Below are 17,868 nucleotides of genomic sequence, written 5' to 3' on the forward strand. Positions count from 1 at the left end.
GCACGGGCGACGGCCATCGACACGGCCAGCATGGCGTTCGCGCCCAAGCGGCTCTTGTTGTCGGTGCCGTCCAAGTCGATCAAGGTCTTGTCGAGAAAGCTTTGCTCGGCGGCGTCCAAGCCCAGCACGGCTTCGCTGATCTCGTTGTTGATGTGCTGCACAGCCTTCAAGACGCCCTTGCCGAGGTAGCGACTCTTGTCGCCGTCACGCAGCTCGATGGCTTCACGTGAGCCGGTTGAAGCGCCCGAAGGCACCGCAGCGCGGCCCATCACGCCGCTTTCCAGCAGCACATCACATTCCACGGTCGGGTTGCCCCGGCTATCCAGAATTTCGCGACCGACGATATCAACGATGGCACTCATGCAATCACTCCAGGTTTGAAAAATCGTTTTCGAGCAGGGGCTGGGCCTTGACGACGCGGTCCAGGGCTACGAGTTGTTCCAGCAGCGCTTTCATGCGTTTTAAGGGCACGGCGTTGGGACCATCCGACAGCGCTTGGGCTGGATTTGGATGGGTTTCCATGAAAAGTCCAGCGACACCCACGGCCACACCAGCGCGCGCCAGCACGGGCACGAACTCGCGCTGACCGCCCGAGCTGGTGCCTTGGCCGCCCGGCAATTGCACCGAATGGGTCACGTCAAAGACCACCGGGGCGGCGGTCTCACGCATGATCGCCAAGCTGCGCATGTCGCTGACCAAGTTGTTGTAGCCAAAGCTGGCACCGCGTTCACAGGCCATGAAGCGGTCATCGTCCAAGCCAGCATCGCGGGCAGCGTCGCGGGCTTTTTGGATGACGTTTTTCATGTCATGCGGGGCCAAGAACTGGCCCTTTTTGATGTTCACCGGCTTGCCGCTTTGGGCCACAGCGCGGATGAAATCGGTCTGGCGGCACAAAAAGGCTGGGGTTTGCAGCACATCGACCACCGCTGCCACAGCGGCGATTTCGGCCTCGCTATGCACGTCGGTCAAGACGGGCACGCCCAGATCCTTGCGCACCTTGGCCAAAATCGCCAAGCCTTCGGCCATGCCGGGGCCCCGGAACGAGGTGCCGCTGGAGCGGTTGGCCTTGTCGTAGCTCGACTTGAAGATGAAGGGGATGCCGAGTTCGGTCGTGATCTCTTTGAGATGCCCAGCCACGTCCATCTGCAACTGCTCGCTCTCGACCACGCAGGGCCCAGCGATCAGAAAGAAGGGCCGGTTCAGACCGACCTCGAATCCACACAGCTTCATGCCGACTCCGCCTCATCACCAAGTTGCTCGGCCACCTGCGCCATCATGGCTTGGTGGTTCAGGGCTGCGGCCACGAAGCTGTTGAACAGCGGGTGACCGTCCCAAGGGGTCGATGTGAACTCGGGGTGGAACTGCACGCCCACGAACCACGGATGCGCCTCGGTGGGCAGCTCAATCATCTCGGTGAGCTTCTCACGCTGAGTGATGGCACTGATGATCAAGCCCGCTTGTTGCAGGCGGTCCAGATAAAGCTCATTGGCTTCATAGCGGTGGCGATGGCGCTCGGTGACCACGTTGCCGTAGATCTTCTGCGCCAAGGTGCCGGCTTTGATATCCGAGCTTTGCGAGCCCAGCCGCATCGTGCCGCCGAGGTTTGAGTTGGCATCGCGCTTTTGCAAGCTGCCGTCGGCGTCATGCCATTCGTCGATCAGGGCGATCACCGGGTGTGGCGTGTCGGGCTCGAACTCGGTCGAATTGGCCCCGGTCAAACCGGCTTTGTTGCGGGCGTATTCGATCGTGGCGACCTGCATCCCTAAGCAAATGCCGAGGTAGGGAATGCCGTTTTCACGCGCATAGCGGGCTGCGGTGATCTTGCCTTCGACGCCGCGCTTGCCAAAACCACCCGGCACCAAGATGGCGTCGAAGCGCGCCAAACGCTCAGCGGTGGCGTCGGTGAGTGTTTCGGAGTCGAAATACTCAATGTTGACGCGCACGTGATGATGAATGCCCGCGTGACGCAGCGCTTCATTGAGCGACTTGTAGGAGTCGGACAGATCGGTGTACTTGCCGCACATCGCAATCGTCACGTCGCCGCGCGGATGCTCGACTTCGTAGACCAACTTGTCCCAGCGGCGCAGGTGCGCCGGGCGGGTGAGCAATTGCAGCTTCATGCAAATCAGCTCGTCCAGACCTTGCTCGTGCAGCATGCGCGGCACTTTGTAGATCGTGTCCGCGTCCCACACCGAGATGACGCCTTGCGGAGCCACGTTGGTAAAGAGCGAAATTTTCTCGCGCTCTTCGTCAGGAATCGGGCGATCCGCACGGCACAGCAGCGCATCGGGTTGCAAGCCGATTTCGCGCATTTTCTGCACCGTGTGTTGGGTCGGCTTGGTTTTCAGCTCGCCGGCGGCCGCGATCCACGGCACGTAGGTCAGATGGACGAAGGCCGAATTGGTCGGCCCGAGCTTCAAGCTCATCTGGCGCACGGCTTCTAGGAAAGGCAGGGACTCGATGTCGCCCACCGTGCCACCGATTTCGCAGATCGCCACATCCACCGCTTCGATCTGGCTGTCGGGCATCAGGCCTGCGCCACGTCGAATGAAGGTTTGAATCTCGTTGGTGACGTGCGGGATCACCTGCACCGTCTTGCCGAGGTAGTCGCCACGGCGTTCTTTTTCCAGAACTGTTTTGTAGATCTGTCCGCTGGTGAAATTGTTGCTGCGACGCATCCGCGCGGTGATAAAGCGCTCGTAGTGGCCCAGGTCCAGATCAGTCTCAGCCCCATCGTCGGTGACGAAGACCTCACCGTGTTGGAACGGCGACATCGTGCCCGGATCCACGTTGAGGTAGGGATCGAGCTTGATCAGGGTGACCTTCAGGCCGCGCGATTCGAGGATGGCTGCCAATGAGGCGGCGGCAATGCCCTTGCCGAGAGAGGACACCACGCCACCAGTGACGAAGACAAACTTGGTCATGTCATAAGGCCCACGCTTATGAAGAGTTCGCTCGGAAATGGTTTCTGAGCGCCTCCCCCGAATGGGCCGTGATGGTAAACCGCAATTATAGGCGGGTAGGGGTGGTCGGCCTTAGGTCGCGCTCATACCGCGCCCATGCCGGCCAGCAAGTCGAGCACCGCAGCGGCGCAGGCCTCGGGGTGTTCCATCGGGAACAAATGGCTGCCGTCGATCCAGCGCAAGCGACCCTTGGTGAGGCTTTGGGTGGCGGCCATGCCCACTTGGCGCACCTCCACGCTGCGGGTGCCGCCCACAAAAGCCACCGGGGCTTGTGGTGGATGGCGCTTGAGCAGTTGCGGCATGTGATGTGGCAGGGTGTTGTAGATCCGGCTCTCGACGCGCCGATCAAAGGCCAGATGCACACCGTCGTTTTGGCTGCTGCCTTCGCGGGTGACGGGCTCCAAGCCGCAGGCCATGTAGTCCGCCAGCACGCGCTTGGGCCAACGGGCAAAGAGCGGTTTGCTGGCGAAGTGCGCCAGAGCCGCTTCGGCTGAGGTCCAGCGTTCGCGGCGGCGGTGCGAAATCTGCGCGGGCGAAAAGCGTTTGATGAGTCCCGTGGCTTTGGCGAACTGCACGGTGGTGGCGCGCCAGCCGGCCACCACGGGGGAGTCGAGCAAGACCACACCTCGCACCCACTCAGGCCGCTGGCAGGCCAGCAACAAGCTCACAAAGCCGCCCATCGAGTGGCCCACCAGATACACCGGGCCGACGTGCAGCGCTTCGATGAAGGCGCGCAACTCATCGCTCAAATGCGGCCAGTTGCTGCTGACCGGAAAACGCGGGTCGTGGCCGAACTTGGGCAAAGCCTCCACCCGCCAGCCCGCTTGACGCCAGATCTCGAACAAGGCGTTGTAGGTGCCCGCAGGGAAGCTGTTGCCGTGAGAAAAAACCAAAGTGGGTGAGTTGGAGGGTGTCATGACGCCGAACGTGTTGTTTTTACCCGGGTATAATTAGTCATCAACGAAACCCCGAGCGTGAAAGATCATCGTATGGATTCTTCTTACACCCAGCCCACATGGATTGCTTTTGTGGCGTCGCGCCGACTCGCCATCGGCACCCCCACCGAGGTGGCGACAGCTGTCAAGGCACAACTTGATGCTTCTCTAGACGCCGGCGTCTTGATTTTTGATGCGCACAGCAGCACGCCAGTGGAGCTCGATACCCGTGGCACGCTCGACGCGGTCTTGAGCCGTTTGCCCATGCCGCCGATGCCTACGGTGCGCGCACCCGGTCGGCCCAAGCTGGGCGTGGTGGCGCGGGAGGTGACTTTGTTGCCCCGGCATTGGGACTGGCTGGCCGCGCAGCCGGGTGGGGCTTCGGTGACGCTGCGCAAACTGGTCGAACAAGCGCAGCGTACACATCGCCAAAGCGATCAGCTGCGCCAAGCCCGTGACGCTGCCTACCGCTTTATGCACGCCATCGCGGGCAACGAGTCGGGCTTTGAGGACGCTTCGCGGGCGCTGTTTGCCGACGATAGGGTCCGGTTGCAAGCCTGTTTGGCCCCTTGGCCGGCCGATGTGCGTGAACACACCTTGAACCTCGTCCAAGGCACGGGTGTTGGCCTATAGTCCGCACCCTGTTTCAAACCCTCGAACCCTTTTTTCTATTTCTGACCTGCCATGTCCGCCACACCCGCTTGCCCCCAATGCACCCTTGAAAACACCTACCAAGACGGCGACAACTTGGTCTGCGCCGACTGTGGCTTTGAATGGCCCGCTGTCGCCACCGCAGCCCCCGGCGACGACGAAGCCGATGCGATCATCAAGGACGCCAACGGTCAAGTCTTGGCCGATGGCGACGCCGTGGTGCTCATCAAAGACCTGAAGGTCAAGGGCTCTTCGATCACCTTGAAGCAAGGCACCAAAGTCAAAAGCATCCGTTTGGTCGGTGGCGATCACGAAGTGGACTGCAAGATGGACGCCGGCAACTTCATGCTCAAGGCGTGTTTCTTGAAGAAGGTCTAACGGTCAAACGATCTTTTCGTTCGGGGTGGTGATCTTGCGCACCGTCTCGAAGCGGCCCGAGCCCACCATCAGCGGATGGTCAGCGTCGCCACCGTCCCAGCGCGGATCGTCGATGGCTTCAAAGACTTCGCGCAGGCGCTGGCCCCACGTGGTGTGGATCATCTTGAAGTAGGGGTTTTCGTCGTCGATGCACACCACTTGCTCGGTCTTGAAACTGCCTTCTTGGTAGACCACCAAGTCCAAGGGCAAGCCGACGCTCAGGTTCGACTTGAGGGTCGAATCCATCGAGACCAAAGCGCACTTGGCGGCTTCGTCCAGCGGGGTATCCGGGGCCAGCACGCGGTCGAGGATCGGCTTGCCGTACTTCGATTCACCCACTTGGAAAAAGCACGTTTCGCGCGTGGCTTCGATGAAGTTGCCCGCCGAGTAGACCAAGAACAGGCGCATCGCTTCGCCCTTGATCTGGCCGCCGAAGATCATCGAGGCGTTGAAGTCGATGCCCGCAGCGCGCAGCGCGGGGCCATCTTGTTCATAGACCCGGCGCACGGCTGAGCCCAGCACGCGGGTGGCGTCGAACATGCTGGTGGCATTCCAGATGGTGATCGGCTCGTTGTCACCGTTGTGGATTTTCTCCACCTGCAAGATCTCACGCACCGACTGGCTGATGCTCAGGTTGCCGGCTGAGAGCAGCACCATGAAGCGGTCGTCAGCCTTCTCGTAGACCATCATCTTGCGAAAGGTCGAGATGGCGTCCACGCCCGCGTTGGTGCGTGAGTCCGAAAGAAAAACGAGGCCAGCGTTGAGCCGGATGCCGATGCAGTAGGTCATGGTGGTACAGCTTGAGAGTGAAACGGAGTTAAGTAAGCAGGGCCTTGAGACGATAGAGCGCGTCCAGCGCCTCACGCGGCGTGAGCAGATCGGGATCGAGTTCGATCAGCGCGTCCAAGGCCGGGGCGTTGGGTGGGGGGGCAGTTTCTGAGACGGTTTCTGGGACGGTTGCGGTGCTGGCAAAAAGATCAATTTGCGCTTGGCCCGTGCGGGCTTGGGATTCGAGCGCGGCCAAAGTGGTGCGTGCTTGGCGCAGCACGGTTTGGGGCATGCCTGCCAGCCGGGCCACTTGCACGCCGTAGCTTTTGCTCGCCGGACCGGCTTCGATGGCGTGCAGAAAGACGATGTCGTCTCCGCGTTCAACCGCGCTCACATGCATGTTGGCGGCTTGCGGATGCCGGGTCGGAAAGGCCGTCAGCTCAAAGTAGTGCGTGGCAAACAGCGTGAAGGCGTGATTGCGGTTGTGCAGGTGGCTGGCGATCGAATCCGCCAGCGCCAAGCCGTCGAAGGTCGAGGTGCCCCGGCCGATTTCGTCCATCAAGACCAGCGAATGGGCGCTGGCGCTGTGCAAAATCGCCGCCGCCTCGGTCATCTCCAGCATGAAGGTCGATTGGGCGTTGACCAGATCGTCGGCTGCGCCGATGCGGGTGTGGATGGCATCGATAGGCCCGAGTCGGCAACTGCGGGCCGGCACAAACGAGCCCACCGCTGCCAACAGCACAATCAAGGCCACTTGGCGCATGAAGGTGCTTTTGCCGCCCATGTTGGGGCCCGTGACGATCAACATGCGCCGACCCAAGTCCATGCGGCAGTCGTTAGCGATGAAGCTTTGACCGGCCGCAGCCAAGCGTGCTTCGACCACCGGGTGCCGGCCGGCTTCGATCTCGATGCATGGCGGGTGGACGAAGCTCGGGGCACACCAGTTCAAGGTGCTGGCGCGCTCCGCCAAACAGGCCAGGGCGTCCAAACTGGCCAAAGCCTCGCCCACATGGACAAGGCTTGGGACATGGGCTTGCAAGGCGTCGAGCACTTGCTCAAAAAGCCACTTTTCGCGCGCCAAAGCCCGGTCTTGAGCCGAGAGCGCTTTGTCTTCAAAGGCTTTGAGTTCGGGCGTGATGTAGCGCTCGGCGTTTTTCAGCGTCTGGCGGCGTTGGTAGTCGGCCGGTACCCGGTCCAGACCGCTGCTGGTGACTTCGATGTAGAAGCCGTGCACCTTGTTGAACTGCACGCGCAAGTTGCCGATGCCGGTGCGGCTGCGCTCGCGGGTTTCCAGATCGAGCAAAAAGGTGTCGCAGTGTTGGCTGATGTTGCGCAGCTCGTCGAGCTCAGCGTCCAAGCCGGGCGCGATCACGCCACCGTCGCGCAGCAGCACCGCAGGTTCGCTGGCGATGGCCTGATGCAGCAGGGCGTGGATGGCCGGATCGGGTGCCAACGCGGTGTGCAGCTGGTCCAGCAGCGTGGTGCCTCCTTGGGTCGCCACAGAAGAGGGTACGTGCTGGCGCAGTTCGGGCAGCGCGGCCAAGGTTTCGCGCAGGCCGGAGAGCTCGCGCGGGCGCACTTGACGCAAGGCGATGCGCGCGCTGATGCGCTGCACATCGGCCACACCGCGCAGGGCTTCGCGCAGACGCTCAAAGCCGTGGACGTGCAGGGTTTGGATGGCGCTGTGGCGCTCTTGGGCCGGGCTGCGGTCGCGGCTCGGATGCGTCAGCCAGTGGCGCAGCAAGCGGCTGCCCATGCCGGTGCGGCAGGTGTCGAGCAACGACAGCAGTGTCGGGCTGCGTTCGCCGCGCAGGGTGCTGGTGAGTTCGAGATTGCGATGGGTGGCCGGCGGCAGGTCGATCAGCGCGTCGCTTTGTTCGACGTGCAGCGTGTTGACGTGCGCCAAGGCTCGGCCTTGGGTGTGCTCGGCGTAGCTCAGCAAGGCGCTGGCCGCCGCGTGTGCCAAGGGCAAGTCCTCGGCCTTGAAACCGGCCAAATGGGCCACGCCCAGTTGTTCGCACAGTTTGCGCTGCCCCAAACTGGCCTCGAACTGCCAGACCGGCCGAGGGGTGATGGCCGCGCCGCAGTCGCGCACGGCAGCCGGTAAGCGCTCGCCGTGGACCAGCACTTCGGCTGGGGCCAAGCGGGCCAGCCACGCGGGCAGTTCGGCTTGGCTGCATTCGCACAAGCCCAGCGGCCCGCCGGTGAGCGATAACCACGCCAAACCAAAACGCAGGTGGGCGTGGTCTTTGGCCCGGCTGGAGGACGCCGTCAGGGCCAGCAGGCGTGTTTCGGTGCGCTCGTCGAGCAGTTCGGTGTCGGTGACGGTGCCGGGCGTGACCACCCGCATCACCTTGCGCTCCATCGGCCCCTTGGTGGCCCCCGGCTCGCCGACTTGTTCAGCAATCGCGACCGCTTCGCCCAAGCGGATCAGCTTGGCCAGATAGCTCTCAAGCGCATGCACCGGTACGCCCGCCATCACCACTGGCTCGCCCGCGCTTTGGCCCCGGGTGGTCAGGGTGATGTCGAGCAAGCTGTGCGCCCGGCGGGCGTCGTCGAAGAACAGCTCGTAAAAGTCGCCCATGCGGTAGAACACCAACGCGTCCGGGTGCGCCGCCTTGATGCCCAAGTACTGGGTCATCATGGGCGTGTGGGTGGCGGTGGTCGTGGTGGCGGCAGCAGTGGACTCGGTTTTCACGGTATTGCGGCGGCTTACAGCGGTGCGTCTTCGGCGTCAGCTTTCTTGATGCGGCGCACGATCTTCTTCACCGGGGCTGCGGGGGTGGGCTCAGCGGCGTTCTCCGAGCCTGCGTCGGTCACCGCAGCGGTCAAGGCGTCTAGCGGTGTCAAGGTGCCGGCAGCGGTGGCGGCTGTTTTGTCGTCAGCAGCGTCGTCTTTGATGACGCGGGTGTGCGGGGCCAAGATACGCACCAGTTGGGCGTAGATCTTGGGGTTGGCGGCGATGATTTCGCGCTGGTAGAGGAAGTCCGGCTCGCCAGTGAAGTTGCCGACCAAGCCACCCGCTTCGGTGATGATCAGTGAGCCCGCTGCGCAGTCCCACGGCGACAGGCCGGTTTCAAAGAAACCGTCGTACCAACCCGCAGCCACGTAGCAAAGATCCAGCGAGGCGGCACCCGGGCGGCGCAGGCCGGCGCAGTTTTGCATCACTTCCTCAAAGATCTTCAGGTAACGCTTGAAGTTGTCACCCTTGCGGAACGGGAAGCCCGTGCCGATGAGCGAGTCTTGCAAGCGGATGCGCTTGGAAACACGCAGGCGCTTGTCGTTCAAGAAGGCACCCCGGCCCTTGGTGGCATAGAACAAGTCGTTGCGGGTGGGGTCGTACACCACCGCTTGCTCGATCTTGCCCCGGAAGGCAAGCGCAATCGAGACCGCGTAGACCGGCAAACCGTGGATGAAATTGGTCGTGCCGTCGAGCGGATCAATGATCCAGAGGTATTCGCTGTCACGCGCCCCAAAGGTGCGGCCCGATTCTTCACCCAAGATGCCGTGGCCCGGAAAGGCTTCGAGCAAGGTCTGGATGATGGCTTGCTCAGCCGCGCGGTCCACTTCGGTCACAAAGTCGTTGTGGCTTTTGGCTGTGACCGAGATCCGGTCCAGATCCATGCTGGCGCGGTTGATGATGGCACCGGCGGTGCGTGCTGCCTTGACGGCAATGTTGAGCATCGGATGCAGATTGGATTGCGACATGGCAGGCAGGCTCTCGGCGGCTGAAAAGGAAAAAGAGGGAAGAAAAGCGGGGTCTAGCGATGAAAAGAACGCAAAGGCCGCAGGGCGGCCTTCTAAGATGCGTGCATTTTACCTGCCGCAACCCTGCCTGCCCATGAAACCCTCTGACGAAGCCTTGGCTGAACCGCGCACTGAGCCGCGTACCCGCTTTGTCCTGATCAACACCAGTCACCCCGGCAATGTGGGTGCCACAGCCCGCGCCATGAAGGTGATGGGTTTTTCGGAACTGGTGTTGGTCGCCCCCCGCTTTAAAGATGTCTTGAGCCGCGAAGAAACCGTCGCCATGGCCAGTGGTGCGGCCGATATCTTGGTACGCGCCCGCATCGTTGACACCTTGGAAGAAGCCCTTGAAGGCGTCCAAGTGGCCTGTGCCACCGCCATGACCCCACGCGACTTTGGCCCGCCGACGCGTTCACCTCGCCAAGCCTTACCTAGCTTGGCGCAGCAGGGCGTCTCGGTGGCTTTTGTCTTTGGCAGCGAGCGCTATGGGCTGTCGAGCGAGGACGTTTGGCGCTGCCATCAGTGCCTGTCCATTCCGACGCCGCCTGATTACGGCTCACTCAACTTGGCCCAAGCGGTGCAGATCATGGCCTATGAATGGCGTGAGTCGCTGGGGGCGTTTGCGGTGCTGGAGCGCACCAAACCGGCCAAGTTGGCCAGCCAAGAAGCCTTGCGCGGCACCTTGGCGCACTGGCGTGAAGCCTTGGTGGCTGTGGGTTATTTGGACCCGGCTGTGCCGCGCAAGCTCATGCCGCGCCTGACGCAATTGTTGCTGCGTGCCCAGCCGACCGAAGAGGAGGTCCACATCCTGCGCGGCATCGCCCGGGCGATCAACCCGCTTACTCGAAAGCCACCACCGGCGGCTTGAGGCGGACTTCGGGGCGCAGATCGGTCAACTGCTGGGTCTCACGCCAGGTTTCTTCGTGGTCGCCTTGGTCAAGAACGTGGTGCAGTTCGACCCGTTCGGCCAAGATGTCGCCGACCAGCACATGGTTGGGGCCATAGGTGCGCTCGGCCAGACTCAACGCCCGCCCGAGCTGAATCATGGCGTCATCGAAACGGCCCATGTGCTGCAATTCCGACGCTTTGCTGCGCCAGCGCTGGATACGGTCCCGCGCTTCTTCCCGCTCTTTGGCATCTGGCGTGGGCTGGGCGGTGGGGTGTAGGCCGGTGAGGGTGTTGAGCCAGACGCCAGCCAAGGGATGCTCAGCGCCCAAGGTGGTCTCAATGATGGCCAAAGCGCGCTGCAACAGCGGCACAGCGCGCTCGGATTGCCCCATGGCCAGATAGATCTCGGCCAAATGGGCCAGACAGGTTGCCGTGCTGGGCCGGTCTGGGCCGATGTGTTCTTCTTCCAGCCGCAGCACCTGTTCCAAAAGTTGGGCCACGGCTTGCAAAGGGGCCGGGGCGACACTGCCGGTGATTGCGGGCACGGGCTCGCGTTCCGGTTCGGCGGTGGATTCGGGCACCAAGCTGCTCAGGCCTTGCTGAAAGATCGCCATGGCATTGTCGTGCTGGCCCATATCTTGGTAGAGCACGCTCAGGTTGTTGCGCGCTGTGGTGGTCTTGACGTGATCGGGGCCGAAGATGTTCTGATAGATCGCCAAGGACCGCTCCAGCAGCGGTACGGCCAACTCGCGCTGGTTGAGCTCTTGGTAGAGCAAACCGAGGTTGTTCAGGCTGGTGGCGATGTTGGGATGCTCGGCCCCCAAGCTGCTTTCTTTCAAGTTCAGCGCACGTCTGAAGTAGTGCAGCGCTTCGTCGATTTGGCCCATATCTTGGCAAAGCGAGCCCAAGTTATTCAGGCTCGGAGCAATGTCGGGGTGATGGGGGCCGAAGGCTTTTTCTTGGATCACCAAGGCGCGGTGCAGCAGCGTCATGGCCTGATCGTGGCGGTGCATCGCCTTGTAGAGCAGGCCCAAGTTGTTCAAGCTGGTGGCGGTATCGGGGTGGTCCAAGCTCAAGGTTTTCTCGCGCAGATTGAGCGAACGCTGCAACAACGGCATGGCTTCTTCGACGCGCCCCATGGCTTTGTAGAGCAAGCCCAGTTTGTCGAGACTGGTGAGCAGATCCTTGTGGTCTTCGCTGAAGATCTTTTCACGCAGTTCCAGCGCCCGCTCCAGCAAGGGCATGGCCTGATCCAATTGACCCAAATCTTTGTGCAAGGCCCCGACATGGCTCAGGCTGGTGGCCAAGAGCGGTGCCAGATGGCTGGCTTGCTCACGCAAGGCCAGCGCTTGTTGACAGTAATTCAGGGCTTGATCGAGTTGGCCCAGATCTTGAAACACGAGGCCCAAACTGTCGAGGCAGACGGCGCGGTCGAGCGGATTCACCGGCTTGGCGGTTTCACACAGCGCCAAAGCATGCCGAATCAAAGGGCGGGCTTTGCGGCTGCGACCCATGTCCTTGTAGAGCAGCCCAAGTTGGTTGAGGTAGGGGGCCAAATCGGCTTTATGCCAGTCGTCGTGCAAGGCGACTTTCATCACCATCAAGGCATGGCGCAGCAACGGCAGGGCTTGATCGACATGCCCCATATCGCGCAAGAGCAAACCAAGGTGACCCAGGCTCAAGGCCAGATCGGGGTGATCGGGCCGGAGGAGTTTCTGGCGAATCGCCAGCGCATGCTTGAGCAGCACCAAGGCGTCCTCATGCCGCCCGATGTCACGGTAGAGCATGCCCAGCAGATCCAAGCTCAGTGCGGTGGCGGCGTGATCGGGGCCGAACGTTTGTTCGGCCAAGTCGCGCGCTTGTTTAAAGGCCACCAGCGCCAGTTCGAAATGGCCATGGGCTTGGTCCTCTCGGCCTTGGGTATGCAAGCGCAGGAGCTCGGGCTGATCGGGGTTGAAATTTTCACCCGCTTGGATCTCATCGTGGCGGACTGGGCCGGCTTCTTTGCTGTGACGCGGGTCGGGTGCAATACGGCCCAAAAAATAGCGACTGGCTTTGGTGTCGGGATGATCGCTGCCCAGCACATGGTTGCGGATGTCGAGGGCGCGCTGGAAATAGGGCCGGGCCGCGTCGTGATGGCCGTTTTCTTGGTGGATAAAGCCGATGTTGTTGAGCAGAATCGCTGCGCCGAGATGCTCGGGCCCCAGGGTCTTCTCGGTGATCGCCAGCGCACGTTCGTACAACGGCAAAGCATCGTTGCGCTGGCCCATGGCTTTGTGGATCGAAGCCAAGTTGTTCAACGACGCAGCGGTTTGCGAGTGCTCTGGTCCGCAGTGCTGTTCACGCAAGGCCAAAGCCCTTTGGGCCAAGGGTAAAGCGGCCCTGAAGTGGCTTTGGCGATACAAGCGCGCAGCACGTCGATGCAAGAACGTGGCCGTCACGGTTTGGGTGAAATGCTGGGCAAAAGCCAAGGGCTGGTGAGTCTTCATCGTCCGCTTCTATACTGCGCCGCGCTGGGCAAGTCCAGTAAGGTTCTGAGGTTGAAATGAAGCGTTACAAAGCTGCTCCAAGTCGTTGGTTGATTGCGGCCCCAAGTATGGCCTTGGCCGTGCTGACTTCGGTGCCCATTCAAGCTGAAACTGCAACCAAACCCACCATGGCGGCGCTCTTGGGTCAATCCTCTGAGCAAGCGCTGGGGGTGGAAGGCATCCGTGAATTCCGTTTGGCCAACGGCTTGCAAGTGTTGTTGGCACCCGACGATGCCAAGCCAACCGTGACGGTGAATCTGACGTATCGCGTCGGCTCGCGCCACGAAAACTACGGCGAAACCGGCATGGCGCACTTGCTGGAGCACCTGATCTTCAAGGGCACGCCCAAGACGCCCAATGCTTTTGCTGAGTTCAACAAGCGCGGTTTTCGGGCCAACGGCAGCACGTGGCTGGACCGCACCAACTACTTCGCCAGCTTCGCCTACAACGAAGACCACCTGCGCTGGTTTTTGGGTTGGCACGCCGATGCGATGGTGCACAGCTTCATCGCCAAACGGGATCTCGATACCGAGATGACGGTGGTGCGCAATGAGATGGAGCGCGGTGAGAACGACCCGCAGTCCATCTTGATGGGCAAGACCTTGGCCAGCATGTACCAGTGGCACAACTACGGCAAAGACACCATCGGCGCACGCGCTGACGTCGAAAACGTTGATATTGGCCGCCTGCAAGCCTTCTACCGCACTTGGTATCAGCCGGATAACGCCACCTTGATCGTGACCGGCAAGTTCGACGAAGCCAAGGTGCGACGCTGGATCGAGGCCGAATTTGGCCGCATTCCCAAGCCCAAGCGCGCTTTGCCGCGCTTTTACACCTTGGATGCCGTGCAAGACGGCGAGCGCAGCGTGACGCTGCGGCGGGTGGGCGGCACGCCGATGCTGTTCTCGGCCTATCACGTGCCACCTGGGCCGCATCCCGATACGGCTGCGATTGAAATGCTGGGCCTGATTCTGGGCGACACCCCCGGCGGGCGGCTGCATAAGCGCTTGGTTGAGGCCAAGTTGGCCGCTTCCATCTTTGCTTGGAACGCGGCGCTGGCTGACCCGGGTTTTGCGCTCTACGGCGTGCAAATCGCCCCGGGCGGCGATGTGGATAAAGCCCGCACTGCACTGCTTGCCACGCTCGAATCCATCGAAACTGAACCGATCACGATTCAAGAGTTGGAGCGCGCTCGCTCCCGCTGGCTGAAAGATTGGGACATGCAGTTCAACGACCCCGAGCGCGTTGGTGTGGCGTTGTCGGAGAGCGTGGCCCAAGGCGATTGGCGGCTCTTTTTCTTGCTGCGCGACCGGGTGCGCTCGGTCACGTTGACCGATGTCGAGCGGGTGGCGATGGAGCGCTTTCAAGCCTCGAACCGCACCTTGGCCACCTACATCCCGACTGACAAGCCCAAGCGGGCCCCGGCACCGAAGCGCGTCGATCTGGCGGCTGAGATGAACACCTTTGTCGCCGGGCCCGCGCTGGCCAAGGGTGAAGCCTTTGATCCTGACCCGGCCTTGATCGACAAGCGTGTGCAGCGCTCCAGCTTGGTGGGGGGGCCGAAGCTGGCGCTGTTGCCCAAGTCCTCACGCGGGCAATCGGTCAGCGCGCAATGGGCGCTGCACTTTGGCGACGCTGAGTCGCTCAAAGGCCAGCGCAGTGTGGGCACCTTGTTGGCGGCCTTGCTTGACCGGGGCACCCGCACCTTGAGCCGCCAGCAAATCAGTGATCTGTTCGACGCCCTCAAGGCCGAGGTGTCGATCCACGGCGGGCCGGATGGGCTGGTGGTGCGCATGCATACCCAGCGCAGATACCTGCCCGATTTGATCGACTTGGTCGGGCAGATGCTGCGTGAACCGGCCTTGAGCCAAGCTGCGCTCGATGAATTGCGCAGCCAAGTGCTGGCCGATCTGGCCTCGCAGCGCCAAGAGCCCGAAGCCTTGGCTGAGAACGCCCTACAGCGCCACGGCAACCCGTATCCGCGCGGGGATATTCGCCACGCCCGCAGCTTCGATGAGATCGAGGCCGATCTGCGCAGCGTCACGGTCGAGCAGTTGCACGCGTTCCATCAGCGCTTTATCTCGGCGCGCCATGCCGAGTTCGCCGCCGTGGGCGACTTTGACACCACAGCAGTCAAAACGGCCCTCGAATTGGCTTCCAAGCCTTTAGCGGCCGAAGCGCCGTACACCCGCGTGCCCACGCCGCTGGTCAAAGTGCCCGCCACCAAGCTGACGCTGGCGCTGCCCGACAAGCAAAGCGCCACGCTGTTGGTGCGCCAAGCTGTCGCGCTCTCCGACGCTGACGCTGACTACCCGGCGTTGATGATGGCCAACTGGCTCTTGGGCGGCCCAGGGGGGGACTCCCGCCTGTGGCTGCGCATCCGCGAGAAGGAAGGTTTGTCGTATGACGTGCGCAGCATGATCCAGTGGAGCAACGTCGAGCCCCATTCGATCTGGTCAGCTTCGGTCAGCTTTGCGCCGCAAAACGCTGCGCGGGTTGAAACCGCCTTGCGCGAAGAAGTTGCTCGGGCCTTCAAAGAGGGCTTCACCGCCAAGGAGCTGGCCTCGGGGCAGCAGAGTTTGCTCAGCTTTCGCAAGCTCAGCCGCGCTCAGGACGGTGCTTTAGCCGCCGCCATGGTCGGTCAGCTTGAGCTGGGCCGAACCTTCGAGCAAACCCGCAAGGTGGACGAAGCCATCGCTGGGTTGAGTCTCGATCAAGTCAACGCCGCCCTGCGCCACTATCTGCATCCCGACGACTTTGTGATGGCGTGGGCCGGGGATTTGAAGCCTTGACTTCGCTACACCCGATTGAGCCACCCCCTTGCGTTGAGTCATGGCTTTGGCGCTGCATTGAGCGCCACAATGAGGCCTCTAAACCAATCTAAGGAGAGCTGTGATGGACGCAAGGACACGTTTCTTGGGGCGAGGCCTGCGGGCCGTGGCTTTGGCGGTGGTGTTGCCTGTCGGGTTGATGGCTATGCCTCAGGGGGTGCAGGCCGCCGATTCGCCCTCCAAGGCCAGTGAGGCGTCGGGCATCTCGTTAGCGATCCCGGTGGCGGTCTCGGTGATCGGGCCGATCTTGCTTCTTTCTGCTGGTGCAACCTTCACCATCGTGTCGATTCAGGCTTCGGCCACCGGCACGGCGTGGGTGCTAGAGCGCGTGGGCGACGGCAGTCGGGTGGTGGTACGTTGGGGCGGCGAAGCGGCCAAGTCGTTCTCCAATGGTGTGGGTAAGGTGGTATTGGTCACAGCGACTTCTGCCGGCCAACTGCTGTCGATTTCTGGCGAGGTGATCGGCTTTATCCCCAACGATGTGGGGCGCACGCTCATTTACAACGAACAAATGACGTATTGAAAAGCAGTCACAAAGGAGTTCGCCATGACATTCACCAAGACAGCCAACAAGATGCCTTTGAGCGGTTTGCGCCTGCGCCCGGTGGTGCTGGGGCTGATGTGGGCGGCTATGGCCGCTTTGCCCATCGTGACCCCTTCGTCCGCTCAGGCGGGTCAGGCTTGCACAGAGCAAGGCATGACCGCTGCGCAGTTGAGCAAGGGTTTGGATCTGGCGGTTCGTACCGCACAGGCCTTGGATGCCACAGGGGCCAAAGTGGCGGTGATTGCCCGCGCAGGGCAAGATTTGTCGGCCTATAACTTACGGTGGTCGCATCTTGGGTTTGTGTATCGCGATGAATCGACCAAGGTCTGGCGCATTGTTCATAAGCTCAACCATTGCTCTTCGGATCGCTCCGACCTCTACCGGCAGGGTGTGGCGGATTTCTTCTTTGACAACCCCTATCGTTACCAAGCAGCTATCGTGGTTTTGAAGCCAGAAGTCCAAGCCGCGTTGCTGCCGGTGCTGCAAGACAACTTGCGGGTGGGCATGCTGCACACACCGGCCTACAACATGCTGGCCTACCCGTGGGCAACGCGGTACCAACAAAGCAACCAGTGGGCCATTGAGACCATGGCTTATGCCATGGAACCGGCCGTGAACAGTCGGGACCGTGCTCAGGCTTGGCTGCGCTTGAAAGGGTATGAGCCGACCACGCTGAACATCGACGCTGCGACCCGTCTGGGTGCGCGCGTTACGCAGGCCAACGTCGCTTTTGACGATCACCCCGATGCCCGCCGTTACAGCGGCAAGATCGACACCATCACGGTGGACTCGGTATTTCAGTTCCTGCGCGCCTCGGGTTTGGGCGGTGAGGTGATTGAAGTGCGCTGAGAGGTTGTTTCTGCCCGCTGTAGGTGACGGAAAGGCTCGAACAGCCAAGAGCGCATGCCCATGACCAAGGTGTAGGGGCGCTTTTCGGCGTCGGGCAATTTTTGATCGAGCAAGTGCTGGCGGGCAAAGTCGTCGGCCACCCGTTGCAGGCGCTCGGTCAATTCGCGGGCCATGCCGTGACCGAGCTGGCCATGCACCAGCATCAGCAATTCGTGCTCGCCGTCGAAGCCCCCGGCAAAGTAATCCGCCATCACGCGCTCGCGAAAGAACTGCATCACCGGCCCTTGGGGGCGCCAGCGCAAGGTCTTGGCCACTTGCAGCTTGTAGCGGTTCAAGGGCCGCAACTCGATGATGCCCAAGCGATCCAGTTCAGCCAGATGGCGAGTGGCCTCTGTCGCGCTCAGACGATACATGGCCGTCATCTGCTCGAAGCTCCATTGGCTTAGGCAGCAAACCGCCACCAGCAGCAACTTGGGGTCGGCCACCACGGCGCGCTCCTGCGCCAGACTCAGCTCCCGGCGCAGTGGTTGCGTTGCGGCGACTTTGCGCGATAGCTCGGCGAAATCAGTCTTGAGCACGCGGCAGATCTCATCCACGCGCGACAACGGCATCTCGCCGCCTTGGGCAAACATGCGTTTGATGCTTGACTCGGACAAACCCAACTCACGCGCCAGATCGGCGTAGCTGAGCTTGGCGTGTTTGAGTTCGAGCTTGATCAGATCCAAAAGGGTGCGGGTACTGGGCATG

The 17,868-nt window shown here is 61.8% G+C and carries 14 protein-coding genes and 1 pseudogene; 6 read left to right on the forward strand and 9 right to left on the reverse strand.

Translation table 11 applies throughout. The features are described 5' to 3' along the window. The 4 genes and pseudogenes from eno to AC3VI7_RS08360 form a co-directional block, all read right to left on the reverse strand. Positions 1-362, reverse strand: a pseudogene (gene eno / locus AC3VI7_RS08345) (phosphopyruvate hydratase); the annotation flags it as partial. 4 nt (positions 363-366) lie between these two features. Beyond that, the gene (kdsA, locus tag AC3VI7_RS08350) at positions 367-1,230 is read right to left on the reverse strand and encodes a 3-deoxy-8-phosphooctulonate synthase (protein ID WP_489667595.1); all 864 of its coding nucleotides are present in this window, start codon (positions 1,228-1,230) and stop codon (positions 367-369) included. After that, the gene (pyrG, locus tag AC3VI7_RS08355) at positions 1,227-2,924 is read right to left on the reverse strand and encodes a CTP synthase (protein WP_489667594.1); all 1,698 of its coding nucleotides are present in this window, start codon (positions 2,922-2,924) and stop codon (positions 1,227-1,229) included. The genes kdsA and pyrG overlap by 4 nt, the downstream gene beginning before the upstream one ends. 122 nt (positions 2,925-3,046) lie before the next feature. Further along, positions 3,047-3,880, reverse strand: coding sequence for an alpha/beta fold hydrolase (locus tag AC3VI7_RS08360; RefSeq protein WP_489667593.1), 834 nt, complete (start codon positions 3,878-3,880; stop codon positions 3,047-3,049). Between the two features lie 72 nt (positions 3,881-3,952). Between AC3VI7_RS08360 and AC3VI7_RS08365 the strand changes: the two genes are divergently transcribed. Beyond that, on the forward strand, positions 3,953-4,531 hold the full coding sequence (locus AC3VI7_RS08365) for a DUF2239 family protein (RefSeq protein WP_489667592.1): 579 nt from the start codon (positions 3,953-3,955) through the stop codon (positions 4,529-4,531). Between the two features lie 51 nt (positions 4,532-4,582). Continuing rightward, positions 4,583-4,927, forward strand: coding sequence for a zinc ribbon domain-containing protein YjdM (locus AC3VI7_RS08370; RefSeq protein WP_369420511.1), 345 nt, complete (start codon positions 4,583-4,585; stop codon positions 4,925-4,927). Between the two features lie 3 nt (positions 4,928-4,930). Here AC3VI7_RS08370 and AC3VI7_RS08375 read toward each other — a convergent pair whose 3' ends face one another. The 3 genes from AC3VI7_RS08375 to AC3VI7_RS08385 form a co-directional block, all read right to left on the reverse strand. Beyond that, positions 4,931-5,755, reverse strand: coding sequence for a proteasome-type protease (locus AC3VI7_RS08375; protein WP_489667591.1), 825 nt, complete (start codon positions 5,753-5,755; stop codon positions 4,931-4,933). 28 nt (positions 5,756-5,783) lie between these two features. Then, positions 5,784-8,378: a DNA mismatch repair protein MutS gene (gene mutS, locus AC3VI7_RS08380; RefSeq protein WP_489667718.1), complete on the reverse strand. Its 2,595-nt coding sequence runs from the start codon at positions 8,376-8,378 to the stop codon at positions 5,784-5,786. A 68-nt stretch (positions 8,379-8,446) separates the two neighbouring features. Beyond that, a complete protein-coding gene (locus AC3VI7_RS08385) occupies positions 8,447-9,442 on the reverse strand; it encodes an inositol monophosphatase family protein (RefSeq protein WP_489667590.1) in 996 nt (331 codons plus the stop codon). Between the two features lie 133 nt (positions 9,443-9,575). Here AC3VI7_RS08385 and AC3VI7_RS08390 point away from each other — a divergent pair, with 133 nt between their 5' ends. Then, positions 9,576-10,349, forward strand: a complete 774-nt coding sequence (locus AC3VI7_RS08390; RefSeq protein WP_489667589.1) for an RNA methyltransferase — start codon at positions 9,576-9,578, stop codon at positions 10,347-10,349. Here the strand turns inward: AC3VI7_RS08390 and AC3VI7_RS08395 are convergent. Beyond that, a complete protein-coding gene (locus tag AC3VI7_RS08395) occupies positions 10,321-12,858 on the reverse strand; it encodes a tetratricopeptide repeat protein (protein ID WP_489667588.1) in 2,538 nt (845 codons plus the stop codon). The genes AC3VI7_RS08390 and AC3VI7_RS08395 overlap by 29 nt on opposite strands. Positions 12,859-12,914: 56 nt before the next feature. Between AC3VI7_RS08395 and AC3VI7_RS08400 the strand changes: the two genes are divergently transcribed. The 3 genes from AC3VI7_RS08400 to AC3VI7_RS08410 all read left to right on the forward strand — a co-directional run bounded on the left by AC3VI7_RS08400 (position 12,915) and on the right by AC3VI7_RS08410 (position 17,121). Continuing rightward, positions 12,915-15,689 (forward strand): M16 family metallopeptidase, encoded by a 2,775-nt coding sequence (locus AC3VI7_RS08400; RefSeq protein ID WP_489667587.1) that lies wholly within the window; start codon positions 12,915-12,917, stop codon positions 15,687-15,689. 103 nt (positions 15,690-15,792) lie between these two features. Next, positions 15,793-16,251 (forward strand): hypothetical protein, encoded by a 459-nt coding sequence (locus AC3VI7_RS08405; protein ID WP_489667586.1) that lies wholly within the window; start codon positions 15,793-15,795, stop codon positions 16,249-16,251. A gap of 24 nt (positions 16,252-16,275) precedes the next feature. After that, the gene (locus tag AC3VI7_RS08410) at positions 16,276-17,121 is read left to right on the forward strand and encodes a DUF2145 domain-containing protein (protein ID WP_489667585.1); all 846 of its coding nucleotides are present in this window, start codon (positions 16,276-16,278) and stop codon (positions 17,119-17,121) included. Here the strand turns inward: AC3VI7_RS08410 and AC3VI7_RS08415 are convergent. Beyond that, complete coding sequence (locus AC3VI7_RS08415) at positions 17,070-17,867, reverse strand: helix-turn-helix domain-containing protein (protein WP_489667584.1); 798 nt, start codon at positions 17,865-17,867, stop codon at positions 17,070-17,072. The two genes, AC3VI7_RS08410 and AC3VI7_RS08415, sit on opposite strands and share 52 nt — an antisense overlap. Position 17,868 lies beyond the last annotated feature (1 nt).

This window comes from Leptothrix toolikensis (SeqCode), from assembly GCF_057922285.1.

Excerpts from the sequence above, each read along its gene's own strand:
- pyrG (WP_489667594.1), bottom strand. The coding sequence starts at position 2,924 with ATGACCAAGTTTGTCTTCGTCACTGGTGGCGTGGTGTCCTCTCTCGGC.
- mutS (WP_489667718.1), bottom strand. The coding sequence starts at position 8,378 with ATGATGACCCAGTACTTGGGCATCAAGGCGGCGCACCCGGACGCGTTG.
- AC3VI7_RS08365 (WP_489667592.1), top strand. The coding sequence starts at position 3,953 with ATGGATTCTTCTTACACCCAGCCCACATGGATTGCTTTTGTGGCGTCG.
- AC3VI7_RS08415 (WP_489667584.1), bottom strand. The coding sequence starts at position 17,867 with ATGCCCAGTACCCGCACCCTTTTGGATCTGATCAAGCTCGAACTCAAA.
- AC3VI7_RS08395 (WP_489667588.1), bottom strand. The coding sequence starts at position 12,858 with ATGAAGACTCACCAGCCCTTGGCTTTTGCCCAGCATTTCACCCAAACC.
- AC3VI7_RS08405 (WP_489667586.1), top strand. The coding sequence starts at position 15,793 with ATGGACGCAAGGACACGTTTCTTGGGGCGAGGCCTGCGGGCCGTGGCT.
- kdsA (WP_489667595.1), bottom strand. The coding sequence starts at position 1,230 with ATGAAGCTGTGTGGATTCGAGGTCGGTCTGAACCGGCCCTTCTTTCTG.
- AC3VI7_RS08385 (WP_489667590.1), bottom strand. The coding sequence starts at position 9,442 with ATGTCGCAATCCAATCTGCATCCGATGCTCAACATTGCCGTCAAGGCA.
- AC3VI7_RS08375 (WP_489667591.1), bottom strand. The coding sequence starts at position 5,755 with ATGACCTACTGCATCGGCATCCGGCTCAACGCTGGCCTCGTTTTTCTT.
- AC3VI7_RS08400 (WP_489667587.1), top strand. The coding sequence starts at position 12,915 with ATGAAGCGTTACAAAGCTGCTCCAAGTCGTTGGTTGATTGCGGCCCCA.
- AC3VI7_RS08370 (WP_369420511.1), top strand. The coding sequence starts at position 4,583 with ATGTCCGCCACACCCGCTTGCCCCCAATGCACCCTTGAAAACACCTAC.
- AC3VI7_RS08410 (WP_489667585.1), top strand. The coding sequence starts at position 16,276 with ATGACATTCACCAAGACAGCCAACAAGATGCCTTTGAGCGGTTTGCGC.
- AC3VI7_RS08360 (WP_489667593.1), bottom strand. The coding sequence starts at position 3,880 with ATGACACCCTCCAACTCACCCACTTTGGTTTTTTCTCACGGCAACAGC.
- AC3VI7_RS08390 (WP_489667589.1), top strand. The coding sequence starts at position 9,576 with ATGAAACCCTCTGACGAAGCCTTGGCTGAACCGCGCACTGAGCCGCGT.